Origin of the sequence: Streptomyces sp. NPDC007856, from assembly GCF_042868225.1 — a bacterium.
Taxonomy (GTDB): Bacteria; Actinomycetota; Actinomycetes; order Streptomycetales; family Streptomycetaceae; genus Streptomyces.
In genome coordinates, this window is sequence record NZ_JBIAEC010000020.1 from 29,208 (window position 1) to 45,036 (window position 15,829).

A 15,829-nucleotide genomic window follows, 5' to 3' on the forward strand; every position below is an offset into this window, starting at 1 on the left:
CCGTCGGAGCGACGGACCGACGCCGGGCAGCTCCCCCCGTGGCTGCTCGGCGTCGCCTTGTTCAGGCCCCTTCTGCACGACGAACCCGAGACGAACCCGTGAGTGACGAGACGCCGATCTGCTCCGCCAAGGGCTGCCGTGCCGCTGCCGTGTGGGTGCTGGCGTGGAACAACCCGAAGATCCACACGCCGGAGCGGCGCAAGACGTGGCTCGCGTGCGAGGAGCATCGCGAGCATCTTTCGCAGTTCCTCGGAGTGCGGGGTTTCCTGAAGGACGTCGTGAAGTTCGCCGACTGGCAGGATCCCGAGGACGCCTAGCCGCCGATCGCCGACATCGGTCGGTCCGGCTGGACGAACGACGGGTCGTCCAGGCCCGCTCCCGCCTTCTTCCCCCACATCGCCAGCTTCCAGATGCGGGCGACCTCCTCGTCGGGGGCGTCGCTGCGCAGCGCTGCACGCAGGTCCGTCTCCTCCGTCGCGAAGAGACAGGTGCGTATCTGCCCGTCGGCCGTGAGGCGGGTGCGGTCGCAGGCCGCGCAGAAGGGGCGGGTGACCGAGGCGATGACGCCGACCCGGTGCGGGCCGCCGTTCACCAGCCAGCGCTCCGCCGGGGCCGAGCCGCGCTTGTCGGCGCCCTCGGGGGTGAGGTCGAAGCGGGTGCGCAGGGAGGCCAGGATGTCCCCGGCGGTGACCATGCCCTCGCGCTTCCATCCGTGCTGGGCGTCCAGTGGCATCTGCTCGATGAACCGAAGTTCGTAGTCGTGCTCCACGGCCCAGGCCAGCAGGTCGGGGGCCTCGTCGTCGTTCATGCCCGGCATCAGGACCGAGTTGACCTTGACGGGGGTCAGACCGGCCTCGCGGGCGGCCTCGAGGCCTTCGAGGACGTCCCTGTGGCGGTCGCGGCGGGTCAGGGTCTTGAAGACGGCGGGGCGGAGGGTGTCCAGGGAGACGTTGACCCGGTCCAGGCCGGCCGCCTTCAGCGCGGTCGCGGTGCGCTTGAGGCCGATGCCGTTGGTGGTGAGGGACGTCTGCGGGCGGGGGGTGAGGGCCGCGACGCGCTCGACGATGCCGACCAGGCCAGGGCGCAGCAGGGGCTCGCCGCCGGTGAAGCGGACCTCCTCGATGCCGAGCATGCGCACGGCGATGTCGACGAGGCGGACGATCTCGTCGTCGGTGAGCAGATCGGGCTTGGCCAGCCACTGCAGGCCCTCCTCGGGCATGCAGTACGTGCAGCGCAGATTGCAGCGGTCGGTCAGCGAGACCCTCAGGTCGGTGGCCACCCGGCCGTAGGTGTCGATGAGCACGTGGGCCCCCTCCCTAGATCCCGGATCACTCATTTTCCGTCACCTGCGAGCCTACGTGACACCACTGACAACGACAGCGGCCCGATCCGACGAGGTACGACACGGCCGCGTCGTAGGACCGTACAGCCCCCCACGACGCGGCCGTCGTACGAATCTCAGTGTGCTCCGGTGCCGGTCAGGGACCGCACCTCCAGTTCGGCGTACTTGCCGGCGTCCGGGACCTCCTTGGACAGCAGGGTGCCCACGACGCCGAGCAGGAACCCGACGGGGATGGAGATGATGCCGGGGTTCTCCAGCGGGAACCAGTGGAAGTCGACGCCGGGGAACATCGAGGCCGGGCTGCCGGAGACCACCGGGGAGAACAGCACCAGGCCGACCGCGGTGACCAGGCCGCCGTAGATCGACCACAGGGCGCCCGAGGTGGTGAACCGCTTCCAGAACAGGCTGTAGAGGATGGTCGGCAGGTTGGCGGAGGCGGCGACCGCGAAGGCGAGGGCGACCAGGCCGGCCACGTTCAGGTCGCGGGCCAGGGCGCCGAGGACGATCGAGACCGCGCCGATGCCGACGGTCGCCCAGCGGGCCGCGCCGACCTCCTGCTTCTCGGTGGCCTGCCCCCTCTTGATGACGTTGGCGTAGATGTCGTGGGCGAAGGAGGACGACGAGGCCAGGGTGAGGCCCGCGACGACAGCGAGGATCGTCGCGAAGGCGACGGCCGAGATGGTGGCGAGCAGGATCGCGCCCCAGTTGGAGTCGACGCCGCCGAGATGCAGCGCCAGCAGGGGTGCCGCGGTGTTGCCCGCCTTGTTGGAGGCGATGATCTCGTCCGGTTTGATCAGCGCGGCGGCGCCGAAGCCGAGGGCGAGGGTCATCAGGTAGAAGGCGCCGATCAGGCCGATCGCCCAGATGACCGACTTACGGGCGGCCTTTGCGGTCGGGACCGTGTAGAAGCGGATCAGGATGTGCGGCAGGCCGGCGGTGCCCAGGACCAGGGCGAGGCCGAGCGAGATGAAGTCCAGCTTGGTGGTGCCGGTGGCGCCGTACTTCAGACCGGGCTCCAGGAACGCCGAGCCCTTGCCGCTGTTGTCGGCGGCCTTGCCGAGCAGGTCGGAGACGTTGAAGTGGAACTTCAGCAGGACCAGGAAGGTCAGCAGCAGAGCGCCCGCGATCAGCAGCACGGCCTTGACCATCTGGACCCAGGTGGTGCCCTTCATGCCGCCGATGGTGACGTAGACGATCATCAGCAGGCCGACCAGGGCGACGATGCCGATCTTGCCGCCGTCGCTGGTGATGCCGAGCAGGAGCGAGACGAGGACACCCGCGCCCGCCATCTGGGCCAGTAGGTAGAAGATCGAGACCACGATGGTGGAGGTGCCGGCGGCCGTGCGGACCGGGCGCTGGCGCATGCGGTAGGCCAGCACGTCGCCCATGGTGTAGCGGCCGGAGTTGCGCAGGGGTTCGGCGACCAGGAGCAGGGCGACGAGCCAGGCGACGAGGAAGCCGATGGAGTACAGGAAGCCGTCGTAGCCGAACAGCGCGATGGCGCCGGCGATGCCGAGGAAGGACGCGGCGGACATGTAGTCGCCGGAGACGGCGAGTCCGTTCTGGAAGCCGGTGAACTGGCGTCCGCCGGCGTAGAAGTCGGCGGCGTTCTTCGTCTGGCGGCCGGCCCAGACGGTGATGACGAGGGTCGCGGCGACGACCACCGAGAACAGGGTGATGATCAGCGTCCGGTGGTCGCTCGCCTCGCCGGCGGCCAGCGTGATCGCGGGGCTCATGCGCCGCCCTCCATCCGGGACTTGATGGCCTCCGCCTTGGGGTCGAGCCGGGTGGCGGCGTGCCGTGCGTACCACCAGGCGATGAGGAAGGTGGTGAGGAACTGGGCGAGGCCCAGGACGAGGGCCACATTGACGTTGCCGGCCACCTTGGTGCCCATGAAGCCGCCCGCGTAGTTGGAGAGCAGCACGTACAGCAGGTACCAGGCGGTGAAGGCGACGGCCAGCGGGAAGACGAACGAGCGGTGGGCGCGGCGCAGTTCGCCGAACTCCGCGCTCTGCTGCACCTCGGCGAACTCCTCGGTGGAGGGAAGTGGGGCCCCCGGTGTGGCGGGGGGCGGTGTCTCGGTGGCCACGGGGTCTCCTCGCGTTGCGGAAGCAATGACGAACGGGGAGCTCGATCGTGCTGGCGCTCCCTGCCCAAGGTCCACGGCGCCACGCGAGGACCGGTTCAAGTCCTATGAGTTCTTTCGCAAGCGGTCTTGTCGAGGCATTGCCAAGTCATTGCCGAGCGGTGAGCCGTGGGGATAGCTTCTGCCTGCACCACTCGCCATGCACCTGCCCGGGCACCATCTGTGTCTCGGGCGGTTTCGTATCCGGATGATGTGGAGATCCCATGGTTCATCTGCGTTCCAGACGCCGGCTCGCGCTCGCCGTGCCCGTCGTGCTGTCGCTGACCGCCTCGCTCGGCTTCCTGCCGACGGCGGCCTCCGCGGCGCCCGCCGCGGCCAGGGCGGCGCGGGTGGCGGACGACGGACCGAACCTCGCGTACGTGGTCAACACCCGTACGGATCACGGCACGATCGAGTCCGTGCAGCGGGAGATCCTGCGCAACGGCGGCTCGGTCGTGGCCAGTTACGACAGGATCGGCGTGATCGTCGCCCACTCCGCGAAGGCGGACTTCGCCGCGCGGATGCGCGCGGTGCGCGGGGTGGACTCGGCGGGCGCCACGCGTACCGCGCCGCTGAGCGCCGCGGGCACGACCGACGAGGGCGCGGTGCAGGTCCTGTCGAAGGCGGAGGCCGCGAGGCTCACCCAGGCCGCGGCCCCGGGCGAGGAGCCGCTGGAGGCGGACCAGTGGGACCTGCGGGCGATCGGCGCCGACCGGGCCGCGCGGATCAACCCGGGCAGCAGCAGTGTGACCGTCGGTGTCATCGACACGGGCGTGGACGACACCCATCCGGACATCGCCCCGAACTTCTCCGCCTCCCAGTCGGCGAACTGCGTGAGCGGCAAGGCGGACACGACGTACGGCGCCTGGCGCCCGGCGGACGCCGCCCACTACCACGGCACCCATGTGGCCGGCGAGATAGCCGCGGCCCGCAACGGCATTGGCGTGGCCGGCGTGGCACCGGGCGTGAAGGTCGCGAGCATCACCGTGGCCCAGCCGGACTCCACGCAGCTGTTCTACCCGGAGAGCGTGGTCTGCGCCTTCGTGTTCGCCGCCGACCACGGCATCCAGGTCACCAACAACAGCTACTACGTTGATCCGTGGCTGTACAACTGCATGGACGATCCGGATCAACGGGCCATCGTCGACGCGGTCAACAGGGCCCAGCTGTATGCACAGAGCAAGGGCACGCTCAATGTGGCCTCCGCGGGCAACTCCAACGACGACCTGGACTCGCACGCGCTCGTGGACGCCTCCAGCCCCGACGACTCGACGGCGACGACCCGCACGGTCGATCCGCACGAGTGCTTCGACGTGCCGACCCAGCTGCCCGGTGTGGTGACGGTGAGCGCGGTGGGCGTGAAGGGCGCCAAGTCCTACTACTCCAGCTACGGCCAGGGCGTGATCGACGTGGCGGGGCCGGGCGGCGACAAGTACCAGATCCCGGACACGCCGTCGAAGAACGGCCGCATCCTGTCCACGCTGCCGAACGGCCAGTACGGCTTCCTCCAGGGCACCTCGATGGCCTCCCCGCACGTGGCCGCGGTGGCCGCGCTGCTGAAGTCCGCCCATCCGAACGCCACTCCGGCCCAGCTGCAGGCCCTGCTGAAGGCCGAGGCGGACAACCCGGGCTGCCCGAGCGAGCCCTACGACGGCAACGGTGACGGGGTCGTGGACGCGACCTGCGCCGGCGGCAAGCGCGTCAACGGCTTCTACGGCTTCGGCGTCGTCAACGCACTGCGCGCAGTCGAGTAGCCCGTTCCACGAGTTGATTCGATCAATATTGATCAATCAATAATGCATAGTGTGGTCATGACTGCTGACATCGAGGTGGCATGGTCCGCACTGGGCGGCGACTCCGCCCTCGTCTCCCGGGTGACGACGGTCGGGCGCCCCGGCGCGCTTCCGGCGCGGCTTCCCGTGCGGGAGCTGGCGCGCGCGTGCGTCGGGGTCTGTGCGCTGGCCGCCGCAGAACTGGCGGCCCGCCGGGCCGGGCTCGCCGAGGTGCCCGCCGTCCGGGTCGACGACGGCGCCGTGGCGGCCGCCTTCCACAGTGAACGGCACCTGCTGGTCGACGGGCGGGCACCGGTCGTCTTCGCGCCGCTGTCGCGGTTCTGGCGGACGGCCGACGGCTGGGTGCGCACCCACGCCAACTACCCGCACCACCGGGCCAGGTTGCTCCACGCGCTGGGCCTGCCGGCGGACGCCACGCCGGAGGCGGTGGCCGGCCGGCTCGCCGAGCGGTCCGCGGTGGCGGTCGAGCAGGCGGTGTACGGCGCCGGCGGCCTCGCGGTGGCCCTGCGCACCCCGAAGGAGTGGGCGGCCACCGAGCAGGCCGCCGAGGTCGCCGCACGCCCGCTGGTCGAGCGCGAGCGCCTCGGCTCCACGCACGCGCGCGTGCTCACCCCGCTCGATCCCGCCGCCGCTCCCCTGCTGCCCGCCGCCGGGCTGCGCGTGCTGGACCTGACCCGGGTCCTCGCCGGCCCGGTCGCCACCCGCACCCTCGCCCTGCTCGGCGCGGACGTGCTCCGCGTGGACGCCCCCTGGCTGCCCGAACTCCCCGACCAGCACGCCGACACGGGATTCGGGAAGCGGTCGGCGACGCTCGACCTCACCGCCGACCGCGCCGCCTTCGAGGAACTGCTGGCCGCGGCGGACGTCGTCGTCACCGGCTACCGGCCGGGCGCCCTCGACCGGTTCGGGCTCTCGCCGCAGGCACTGGCCGCGCGCCGGCCCGGACTGGTCGTGGCGCAGGTCTCGGCGTGGGGCGCGTACGGTCCCTGGGGCGGGCGGCGCGGCTTCGACAGCCTGGTGCAGGTCGCGACCGGCATCGCCGCGACCGAGAGCTCGGCCGGAGAGCCGGGCGCACTGCCCGCGCAGGCGCTGGACCACGGCACCGGCTATCTGCTGGCGGCGGCCGTCCTGCGGGCGCTGACCGAGCAGTCGTACGACGGCGGCGGCCGGTCGGTGCGGCTGGCGCTGGCCAGGACCGCGCACTGGCTGACCGACGGGATCCGGCCGACCGCTGCCATGGGTGCGCCGTACGCGGGGCCGGACGCCTGGCTGGCCGAGACGGACAGCCCGCTCGGCCGGCTGCGGCACGCGCTGCCGCCGGTGTCCTTCGCGGGCGGCCCCGCCGACTGGGCGCGGCCTCCGCTGCCGTGGGGGTCGGACAGCGCCCGCTGGCGGTGAGTGCCGGCGGCCGGAGACACGTGAGTGCGGGGGCGGCCGGAAACGTATGTATGCGTGGAATTCCGTACTGCCAGTTGTTTTCCGGGACTTGCCCGGTTCTGCGGCGGCTGGCGAAGATCACAGGGTGGGCTTGACACGACCGACCGCCGAGGCGCCCGACGACCAGGGCTCGGCGCGGCGGTCCGGCACCGGCCGGGCCGTCGCGCTCCTGGTCCTGGTGGCGCTGGGCGCCCTGATCCCCCTGCTCGGGCCGTCGGCTGCGCTGCACGGCACCGGGGAGGCCGCCGCGCCGGGGGTCGGCGGCATCGGGCTGCTGCGCGCGGTGGTGTTCGCCGCTCTGAGCGTGCCCCTCGGTGAGCTGTTCGTGCATCGGCTCGCCCGGCGCCTGCCCGGTGTCCCGCCCGAACGGCCGTACAGCTGGGCGCTGTTCGCGACCGCCGCCGGTTTCGTCGCCGCGCTGGCGCTCGCCTCGGTGGTGTCCGCCGGCAATCTGATCCCGCACCGCCTCGGCCAGATCGACGTCGGCGGCCTGTACGGCTCCCGCGACGGCAGGCTGGCCCTGCTGGAGGTCAACGCCTTTCTGCTGGCGGCCGTGTGCGCGTTCCTGCGCCGTCCGGCGGCCCAGGTGTGGCCGCTGGCCGCGGTGGTGGTCGCGGAGGCGCTGCGCGCCCACCCGACGACCGAGCAGAGCCCGCTGGCCGGCTCGGGTCTGACGCTGGTGCACCTGACGTGCGCGGCGCTGTGGACCGGCGGTCTGCTGCACGCCCTACGGCTGCTGAGGCTGTGGCGCGGCGATCCGGCCGGTGCCGCGCTGCTCGGCCGCTACGCGCGCGTGGCGGCCGTCCTGCTCGCCGCCATCACCGCGACGGGCGTGTGCAGTTCGCTGCGCCGCATGCCGTCGGCCACGATCCTGGACCAGCTGACGACGACGGCGTACGGACGCACCCTGCTGGCCAAGGTGATCCTGGTCACCGTCGTCGCGCTGCTCGCCCTGTGGGCGCGGATCCGGCTGCGCCGCGCCGCCGACCCGCTGACCGCGTACCCGCCCGCGCGGGCCGAGCTGATCGCGCTGGGCGCGGTGGTCGCGGTCTCGGGTCTGCTCACGGCGCTGCCACTGCCGATCCGCTGGACCTAGCGGGTCACCGGTCGCACGTGACCAGGACCTTGAGGGCGGTGCGCTCGTCCATCGCCTTGTAGCCCGCGGGCACGCCCTCGATGTCGACGGTCATGTCGAACACCGGCGACGGGTCGATCGTGCCGTCCAGGACGTCGGGCAGCAGGTCGGGGATGTAGGCGCGGACCGGGGCGACGCCGCCGCGCAGAGCGATGTTCCGGTCGAACATGACGCCGAGGTCGAGGCCGGTGCCGCTGCCGTGCGGCACGCCCACGAAGCCGATCGCGCCACCGTCGCGGGTGATGTTGACGGCGGTCCGCATGGACTGCTCGGTGCCGACGGCCTCGACGACGGCGTGCGCGCCCTGGCCGCGGGTGAGCTCACGGACGGCCTCGACGGCCGCGTCGCCGCGCTCGGCGACGACGTCGGTGGCACCGAAGCGGCGCGCGATGTCGGTGCGGACCTCGTGCCGGCCGAGCGCGATGATCCGCTCGGCGCCCAGCCGCTTGGCGGCGAGGACCGCGCACAGGCCGACCGCGCCGTCGCCGACGACGGCGACCGTGGCGCCGGGGCGGGCGCCCGCGCCGAGGGCGGCGTGGTGGCCGGTGCCGAGGACGTCGGAGAGGGTCAGCAGGGCGGACAGCAGGTGGTCGTCGGAGGCCGCGTCCTTGGGGAGCTGGACGAGGGTGCCGTCGGCGAAGGGCACGCGCACGGCCTCGCCCTGGCCGCCGTCGTAGCCGACGGAGCCCCAGAAGCCGCCGTGCTCGCAGGACGTCGTCAGGCCCTCGCGGCAGTAGTCGCAGACGCCGTCGGACCACATGAACGGCGCGACCACCAGGTCACCGCGCCGGACGGTGCTCACCTCGGAGCCGGTCTCCTCGACGATCCCGAGGAACTCGTGCCCGATGCGCTGCCCCGGCTGCCGGGCCGCCTCGCCCCGGTAGGCCCACAGGTCGCTGCCGCAGATGCAGGCGCGCAGCACCCTTACCACGGCGTCGGTGGGCAGCTGCGCCACGGGCTCGGGGACGTCCTCCACGCGCATGTCGTACGGGGCGTGGATGGTGGTGGCGCGCATGGCGAGGGTCCTTCTCGTGCGGGTCGGTACCGGGTGCTCAGGGGGGGGGTGGTCGAGCGCAGCTCACGGTACGCCGTCGCCGGCCCGGCCCGCGCGCCCAGGGTCCCCGGCCACGTATCAGACCCCCACCGCACCCAGCAGGCTGCCCGCCGCGTAGGTGACCCCCATCGCCAGCGCCCCGCCCACCACATTGCGCAGCACCGCGTGTTTCGGGTCGGCCGCGCCGAGCCTCGCGCTCATCCAGCCGGTGAGGACGAGCGCGGCCAGGACGGAGACGACGGTCACGCCCAGCCGCCAGCCGGCCGGGGGCAGGACGATGGCCAGCAGCGGCAGCAGCGCGCCCACCGTGAAGGCCAGGAAGCTCGCCCGGGCCGCGTGCCAGGGGTTGGTGAGGTCCTCCGGGTCGATACCGAGCTCCACGCGCGCGTGCGCCCTGAGCGCGTCCCGCGCGGTGAGCTGTTCGGCGGCCTCCCGGGCCACCTCGTGGGACAGCCCACGCTCCTCCAGCAGCGTGGTCAGCTCCTGCAGCTCGGCCTCCGGCTGCTCCCGCAGTTCCCGTTTCTCCACGGCCAGCGCGGCCACCTCGGAGTCGCGCTGGGTGGACACGGAGACGTACTCGCCGGCCGCCATGGACATCGACCCGGCGAGCAGGCCGGCCAGTCCGGCGGTGAGCAGGGCGGACCGGCTCTGGGTGGCGCCCGCCACGCCGACGACGATGCCCGCGGTGGAGACGATGCCGTCGTTCGCGCCGAGCACCGCGGCCCGCAGCCAGTTCAGCCGCGAGCCGAGCGCGGCCCCGTGGGCCTCTTCGTGGGTGGGATCCGTCACAGCAGGGAGGATCGCACTCCCGGGGCTGCCGCCTCCACATCACCACACCCGCAGTGAGGCCCCCCGGGCGAACACCGGACTGGTCGCGTCCGCCGGTGGCTGCGTCAGGGGCTCGGCGACCTCCGCCACCGTGGGCCCCACCTTCGCCGCGACGGGGTCGAGGTGGGCGAGGTCGAAGCCGTAGACGCGGGCCGCGTTGCCGCCGAGCATGGCCGCGACCTCCTCGCGCGGCACGCCCGCGTAGGCGCACCGCAGGGCCTCGCGGGTGTAGGGATGGGTGCCCTCGTCGTGCGGGTAGTCGCTGCCCCACATGATCTTGTCGACGCCGATGCGGTCGCGCAGCGGCACCTCGTGCGGGCGCATGAAGCTGGCGCCGACGAAGCAGTTGTCCTGCCAGACCCGGGAGGGCGGCGCGCCCATGCCCGCGGCGAGTCCGGTGCCGAACCTGGCCTCCGCCGTGTCGGCCCTCGTGGCCGCGGCGACCAGGCGGCCGTGGTAGTAGTCCAGCATGCCGAGCACCCCGGGGATCCAGCCGGAGCCCTGCTCGGTCAGGACCAGTTTCAGCTCGGCGTGCCTGCGGAAGGCGCCGCCGAAGACCAGGTGCCACAGGGCGCGGTGGGAGAACCAGGTCGTCTCCACCATGAACACCGCGCGGGCGGCCGGTTCCTCGCCGAGCGGCGGGGAGGCCGAACCGGCGTGGTGGTTGACCGGGACGCCGAGTTCCGCGCAGGTGGCCCAGATCGGGTCGTACGTCCGCGAGTACAGCTCGGGGAGCCCCGAGCCGGGCGGGGTGCCCGGCAGCATCAGGCCGCCCTTCAGGCCCGCGGAGGCGGCCCACCGGATCTCCTTGACGGCCTCCTCGACATCGCCCAGCAGGATCTGGAAGACACCCGCCCGGCGGCCCGGCGCGGCGGCGCAGAAGTCGGCGAGCCAGCGGTTGTGCGCGCGCAGGCCCGCCCAGCGGCGCTCGAAGTCCTCGGCGCCGGGCGGCGGGGCCATCAGGGAGCCCGACGGGAAGAACGGCGGGATGGTGTTCGGGAAGATCACCTCCGCCACGATCCCGTCCGCCTCCAGCTCCGCGAGGCGCCGCTCGGAGTTCCAGTTGCGGTCGGCGGAGTCGGCGAGCAGGTCCTCGTAGGGGTTGACGTACGTGGCGGCCCAGACGTCGAAGTCGTCGTGGTACCGCTTCTCCAGGTAGGGCCGGTAGTCGAGGAGGTCGGCGCCGGCGTGGCAGTCGGCGGAGATGACGGTGTACCGGTCGTCGCTCATGCGGACGCTCCCTCCGCAAAAGAGCCGGGGTCGGTGCCCAGCACCGGGAAGTCCCGGTCGGTCAGCCAGTGCCGGCCCGTTTCGCGCGAGCGCGCCCAGGACGCCTCGACGGCCGTCTGGTCGGCGGGCTGGCCGAGGTCGGCGGGGGTTGGCCCGATGCGGCGGGCCAGGGGCGTGAGCTTGTCGGCGTCGAAGCCGAAGACCTCGGCCGCGGCGAGGCCGAGCATGCGGCGGGTCTCGGTGACGGGGATGTCGTGGAAGGTACGGCGCAGCCACGCGCGCGTGTCGGGCCAGGTGCCCTCGGGGTGCGGGAAGTCGCTGCCCCACAGGATGTTGTCGACGCCGATCTCGTAGCGCTGGGCCAGCTCGCGCCGCTTGGTGTTGGTGGCGCAGACGAACACCTGCCGGTCCAGGTACTCGTGCGGCGGGCGCTTCAGCTCCTCGAACGGGGAGAGCTTCTTGCCGCCGTGCGCGCCGAGGTAGAGGCGGTCCATGAACCACAGCAGGTTCGGCAGCCACCAGCAGCCGGACTCGGCGACGCCGAAGCGCAAGGAGGGGTGGCGTTCGAAGACGCCGGACCAGAGCAGGAACCACAGCGGCCGGGCCGGCCACCAGGTCACCTCGCTCACATAGATGCCGAGGTGGTCGCCGTACTCCTGGCGCGGGGCTGCGCCGGAATGGGTGAGCACCGGCATGCGGCACTCGGCGGCGGCCGCCCACACGGGGTCGTAACGGCGGTCGTGGTAGGGCTCCTTGTGCGCCCACATGGCCGGGATCATCAGCGCGCCGAGGCCGGACTCCCGGGCCCCGTGGATCTCGGCGACGACCTGCTCGACGGGGGCCGTGACCGGCAGCAGGGCGACTCCGCAGTGCCGTTCAGGATGCTCGGAGACGAAGTCCGCGAGCCAGCGGTTGTGCGCCCGGGCACCCGCCATGCCCAGCTCCGGGTCGTGGTCGCCGCTCAGGCCGAGGCCCACGCCGAAGGGGGCGGCGGTGCGGCTGTCGACGGCGTCGGCGTCCGGGAACACCACCTCGGCGGCCACGCCGTCCCCGTCCAGCTCCTTCAGCCGTTGTGCGGTGTCCCAGCCGCCGCGCAGGCCTTCGGCGTTGTCGTGGAACCACCGGTCGGCGAAGGCCTCGTTGCGGATGCCGAGCCGGGTCATCTCCTCGCGGCGCCGGTCGCGACCCGCGAGGAACTCGTCGAAGTCCCGGTGGAAACGGGACTCCAGATAGGGCCGGTACTCCTCGGTGGGCAGCCCGGCGTGGCAGTCGGAGGAGATGATCAGGTACGGGTCGTCGTATGCGCTCACCAGGGCCTCCTCTCGGTTCAGTCCAGGACGAAGCTTTCGAGGTACGACGGGTTCGCCCGGTCCAGCATCGACCGGGCCCGGGCGCGGATCTGCGCGTCGCTGTGCTCGCTCTCCGGCAGCAGCCAGAAGCGGCCGGCGCGGATGCCGGCCACGACGAGGCCGGCGACGTCCTCGACCGGCGTGAAGCGGACCTCCTGGCCGGCCGCGCGCATCGCCGCCTCCCACTGGTCGAGGCTGCGGTACGGCGTCCTGCGCGGGCGCTGTTTGGCGTAGCGGGCGGGGCGGTTGCGGTGCGACTCCCACAGGCCGGTGCGCAGCATGTGCGGGCCGGGGAAGAGCACCGAGGCACCCACGCGTGCGTGCTCGGCCTTCAGGTGGGCGTACAGGGACTCGGTCAGGGTGACGACGGCCGCCTTGGTGACCGCGTACACGGAGGCGGTCGGGAGGGGCGTGATGCCGCCGTCGCCGGAGGATGTATTGACCACATGACCGGGTTGACCCGACTTGATCATCCTGGGGACGAAAGCCTGGACACCATGGAAGACGCCCCACACATTGACGGCGAAGGCCCACCGCCAGTCGTTCGGGTCGTGCTCCCACATCCGGCCCTCGGCGCCCGAGCCGACGCCCGCGTTGTTGCACAGGACGTGCACGGCGCCGTAGGTGTCGTACGCCGCGTCGGCCAACTCCATGACCTGGGCGCGTTCGCCGACGTCGACCACGCGCGCGTGCACGTCGGCGCCCTCGGCCCGCAGCCCGGCCGCGGCCTTGTCCAGTGCGGCCCCCTCCACGTCGGCGAGGACGACCTTCAGGCCCTCGGCGGCGAACCGCCGGGCCATCGCGAGCCCGATGCCGCTCGCGGCGCCGGTGACGACCGCGACCTGTCCGGCTTGGAGGTCCATCACGCACTCCCCTCGGGCGAGGCGAGCTCCGGTGGCCCGTCGAGGATCTGCAGCGGATCGTCGTAGCGCTGGTGGACGTACGGCAACAGGGCCTGGGCGTCGACGCGTTCGGCGACCCGGCCGCTCTGGTCGCTCGTCTTCTCGCCGACGGTGATCTCGCACAGGCGCTGCACGGGAAGGTCGGCCACGGGGTCGTACGCCGACTCGCGCAGGACGACCTCCCCGATGACCCGCTCCAGCCGGCGCACCCGCTCGTGGCGGACGCAGTGGACCAGCACCGGGTCGAGGTCGAAGCCGGAACCGTCCACGGCGGGCAGGAACTTGAAGTAGAAGTCGGTCTTGCGGCTCGGCTCCGGCAGCGGCAGCCCGGCGCCGACCGTGCCGCGCACCTCGACGAACGCGATGCCGTGCCGGCTCAGCGCCGCGCGCACACCGGGGCCGTCGCGCTCGACGGTCACCTCGCCCAGCTTCTTGGGCTCGCCGAAGACCTCGCGCCCGCAGGTGAGGGCGCGCTCGTGGGTCATCGGCATGACCAGCGGGTACCAGCCCTCGACCGTGCCATGGGCGGCGGCGACCGCGACCGAGCCCGCGCCGAGCGGATACCCGGGCAGGTCGACCTTGCTGATGTTCACTCGGACGAGCGGGCTGCCGGTGGGTTTCAGGGGTGGCGGCAGGACCGCGGCGACCGCGTCCGGGTCGGTCTCCCAGACGGCCACCACCCCGGTGGACCAGATGTCGGGAAGCCGCGCGCTCGCGGTGCGCGTCGCGGCGATCTCCCGCTCGGTCCGTGCGCCGTACCGTACGCGTGCGTGTGCCATACGCCGTACCGCCCTTCTTCTGACGGGCCGTCATCTGTAACACAGTTACAGCAGACTCGGTGAGGGGTAAAGGCACGGGGACGGACGGGAGTTGGGGGATCATGCCGAGCGGGTCGAGGAGTGCGCTGAGCCGTCAGACGGTGCTGGAAGCGGCCGCGGGACTGGTGAAGCGGCACGGTCCGGACGCGCTCACCATGCGGGGGCTGGCAGCGGAGCTGGGCACCGCCGTGACGTCGATCTACTGGCACGTCGGGGGCCGGGAGGCGCTGCTCGACGCGCTCGTGGAGCGGACCGTGGCCGAGCTCGGCGAGATCCGGCCGTCCGGGCGCACGCCCGAGCAGCGGGTGGTCTCCGTGGCGCGCGCCCTGCGCCGGCAGTTGCGCGACCATCCGCATCTGGTGGCCCTGGTGCACGAGCGGGGGCTGACCGAGCGGATGTTCCTGCCGGCGCAGCGGGTCCTGGTGCGCGAGGCGCACGCGGCCGGTCTGCGCGGCGCCCGGGCCGCCGAGTTCGTCCAGGCGGTGCAGTTCCAGGTCGTCGGCCATGTACTGGTCGAGCGCAACCGCGAGCGGGCCCCCGTGCAGTGCCCCGGCGAGGAGGAGCTGTGGAGCGCGGAGGCCGCCGGGGGCGACGCCGCGCTGGCGCGTGCGCTGGCCCGGCCGGTGGACACCGACCGGCTGTTCGTGACGGCCGTCCGGGCGCTGGTGCGGTCGCTTCTGGCCGACCACTTGCCCACCCACTCGCCCGACTCGGCACGCACGTGTGTACGGCGGCCGAGCGGCTGAGCGGCAAGCCGGCGAAGCCTCCGGCACCTGCCGGACCGCGCTGTCAGTCGCGGCCCGTATCCTCAGTGACCATGCTCGAAGACCGTGCGACCGCAGTGTCCTCCCCCACCCAGTGGCCGGCCGCGTATCCGAAGGGATACGCGGTCGTTGACGTGGAGACCACCGGCCTTGCCCGGGACGACCGGATCATCTCGGCGGCCGTGTACCGGCTGGACGAGCGCGGCGAGGTCGAGGACCACTGGTACACGCTGGTCAACCCGGAGCGCGATCCGGGGCCGGTGTGGATACACGGTCTGACGAGCGAGGTACTCGAAGGGGCGCCGCTCTTCACGGACATCGCCGAGGAGTTCGCGGCCCGGCTGGACGGCCGGGTGCTGGTCGCGCACAACGCCGTCTTCGACTGGCAGATGATCGCGCGGGAGTACGCGCGCGCGGAGCGCGAGGCGCCGGCGCGTCAGCGGCTGTGCACCATCGCGCTGTCGAAGGAGCTGGGGCTGCCGCTGCCCAACTTCAAGCTGGAGTCGCTGGCGGCGCACTACGGCGTCGTACAGCAGCGGGCGCACCACGCGCTGGACGACGCGCGCGTGCTGGCGGAGGCGTTCCGGCCGAGCCTGCGGGCCGCGGCGGCGGGCGGCGTACGGCTGCCGCTGCTGGAGTGCCGGCCGCTGACGGAGTGGTCCGACCGCCCGGTGCCGCGGCAGTCGTCGGGCGGGTACGGGGGCTACGGCGGCTACCGGACGACCAGTTGGCGACCCTCCCGCAAAAGGCCCGCATGCCCGTACCCCAACCCGGGTCGCTACGAAGACGGCAAACGCCTCAAACAGGGCATGCGGGTGGCGTTCTCCGGGGACACCTCCGTCGAGCGCGAGCTACTGGAGGACCGGGCCACCGAGGCCGGTCTGCACGTGGCGTCCAGCATCTCCCGGCTGACCAGCCTGCTGGTGACCAACGACCCCGACGCGGGCACGTCCAAGGTGGTCAAGGCGCGGCAGTTCGGCACGCCGATCGTGGACGAGGCCGCGTTCGGGCAGCTGCTGCGGGACGTCGAGCCCGCCGACGGATAGCGGCAC

General features: G+C 72.6%; 15 protein-coding genes. 6 read left to right on the forward strand and 9 right to left on the reverse strand.

Going from position 1 to position 15,829, the window contains the following annotated elements:
- The first annotated feature begins 98 nt into the window (after positions 1-98).
- A complete protein-coding gene (locus ACFYOH_RS36340) occupies positions 99-317 on the forward strand; it encodes a hypothetical protein (protein WP_388634825.1) in 219 nt (72 codons plus the stop codon).
- Here ACFYOH_RS36340 and moaA read toward each other — a convergent pair.
- The 3 genes from moaA to ACFYOH_RS36355 all read right to left on the reverse strand — a co-directional run bounded on the left by moaA (position 314) and on the right by ACFYOH_RS36355 (position 3,431).
- Positions 314-1,303, reverse strand: coding sequence for a GTP 3',8-cyclase MoaA (gene moaA, locus ACFYOH_RS36345; protein ID WP_388635000.1), 990 nt, complete (start codon positions 1,301-1,303; stop codon positions 314-316). The two genes, ACFYOH_RS36340 and moaA, sit on opposite strands and share 4 nt — an antisense overlap.
- 155 nt (positions 1,304-1,458) lie before the next feature.
- Positions 1,459-3,078 carry a cation acetate symporter gene (locus ACFYOH_RS36350; RefSeq protein WP_388634827.1) on the reverse strand — a complete coding sequence of 540 codons (1,620 nt, stop codon included), beginning with the start codon at positions 3,076-3,078 and terminating at the stop codon, positions 1,459-1,461.
- The gene (locus ACFYOH_RS36355) at positions 3,075-3,431 is read right to left on the reverse strand and encodes a DUF485 domain-containing protein (protein WP_388634829.1); all 357 of its coding nucleotides are present in this window, start codon (positions 3,429-3,431) and stop codon (positions 3,075-3,077) included. Before ACFYOH_RS36355 ends, ACFYOH_RS36350 begins: the two co-directional genes overlap by 4 nt.
- Positions 3,432-3,691: 260 nt before the next feature.
- Between ACFYOH_RS36355 and ACFYOH_RS36360 the strand changes: the two genes are divergently transcribed.
- The 3 genes from ACFYOH_RS36360 (at position 3,692) to ACFYOH_RS36370 (ending at position 7,793) form a co-directional block, all read left to right on the forward strand.
- Complete coding sequence (locus tag ACFYOH_RS36360; RefSeq protein WP_388634831.1) at positions 3,692-5,221, forward strand: S8 family serine peptidase; 1,530 nt, start codon at positions 3,692-3,694, stop codon at positions 5,219-5,221.
- Between the two features lie 57 nt (positions 5,222-5,278).
- Entirely contained in the window at positions 5,279-6,658 is a 1,380-nt protein-coding gene (locus ACFYOH_RS36365; RefSeq protein ID WP_388634833.1) for a CoA transferase, read from the forward strand.
- 124 nt (positions 6,659-6,782) lie between these two features.
- Positions 6,783-7,793: a CopD family protein gene (locus ACFYOH_RS36370; RefSeq protein ID WP_388634835.1), complete on the forward strand. Its 1,011-nt coding sequence runs from the start codon at positions 6,783-6,785 to the stop codon at positions 7,791-7,793.
- Positions 7,794-7,797: 4 nt separating this feature from the next.
- On the opposite strand, the gene ACFYOH_RS36375 is transcribed toward ACFYOH_RS36370, so the two are convergent.
- The 6 genes from ACFYOH_RS36375 to ACFYOH_RS36400 all read right to left on the reverse strand — a co-directional run bounded on the left by ACFYOH_RS36375 (position 7,798) and on the right by ACFYOH_RS36400 (position 13,974).
- Positions 7,798-8,847, reverse strand: a complete 1,050-nt coding sequence (locus tag ACFYOH_RS36375; RefSeq protein ID WP_388634837.1) for a zinc-dependent alcohol dehydrogenase family protein — start codon at positions 8,845-8,847, stop codon at positions 7,798-7,800.
- 117 nt (positions 8,848-8,964) lie between these two features.
- On the reverse strand, positions 8,965-9,675 hold the full coding sequence (locus ACFYOH_RS36380) for a VIT family protein (RefSeq protein WP_388634839.1): 711 nt from the start codon (positions 9,673-9,675) through the stop codon (positions 8,965-8,967).
- A gap of 39 nt (positions 9,676-9,714) precedes the next feature.
- Complete coding sequence (locus ACFYOH_RS36385) at positions 9,715-10,944, reverse strand: amidohydrolase family protein (RefSeq protein ID WP_388634841.1); 1,230 nt, start codon at positions 10,942-10,944, stop codon at positions 9,715-9,717.
- On the reverse strand, positions 10,941-12,254 hold the full coding sequence (locus tag ACFYOH_RS36390; protein WP_388634843.1) for an amidohydrolase family protein: 1,314 nt from the start codon (positions 12,252-12,254) through the stop codon (positions 10,941-10,943). Before ACFYOH_RS36390 ends, ACFYOH_RS36385 begins: the two co-directional genes overlap by 4 nt.
- 17 nt (positions 12,255-12,271) lie before the next feature.
- On the reverse strand, positions 12,272-13,156 hold the full coding sequence (locus ACFYOH_RS36395; protein ID WP_388634845.1) for an SDR family NAD(P)-dependent oxidoreductase: 885 nt from the start codon (positions 13,154-13,156) through the stop codon (positions 12,272-12,274).
- Entirely contained in the window at positions 13,156-13,974 is an 819-nt protein-coding gene (locus ACFYOH_RS36400) for an acetoacetate decarboxylase family protein (RefSeq protein WP_388634847.1), read from the reverse strand. The genes ACFYOH_RS36395 and ACFYOH_RS36400 overlap by 1 nt, the downstream gene beginning before the upstream one ends.
- A gap of 101 nt (positions 13,975-14,075) precedes the next feature.
- Here ACFYOH_RS36400 and ACFYOH_RS36405 point away from each other — a divergent pair, with 101 nt between their 5' ends.
- Positions 14,076-14,759: a TetR/AcrR family transcriptional regulator gene (locus ACFYOH_RS36405; protein WP_388634849.1), complete on the forward strand. Its 684-nt coding sequence runs from the start codon at positions 14,076-14,078 to the stop codon at positions 14,757-14,759.
- A 71-nt stretch (positions 14,760-14,830) separates the two neighbouring features.
- On the forward strand, positions 14,831-15,823 hold the full coding sequence (locus ACFYOH_RS36410) for a DEDDh family exonuclease (RefSeq protein WP_388634851.1): 993 nt from the start codon (positions 14,831-14,833) through the stop codon (positions 15,821-15,823).
- Positions 15,824-15,829: the final 6 nt, after the last annotated feature.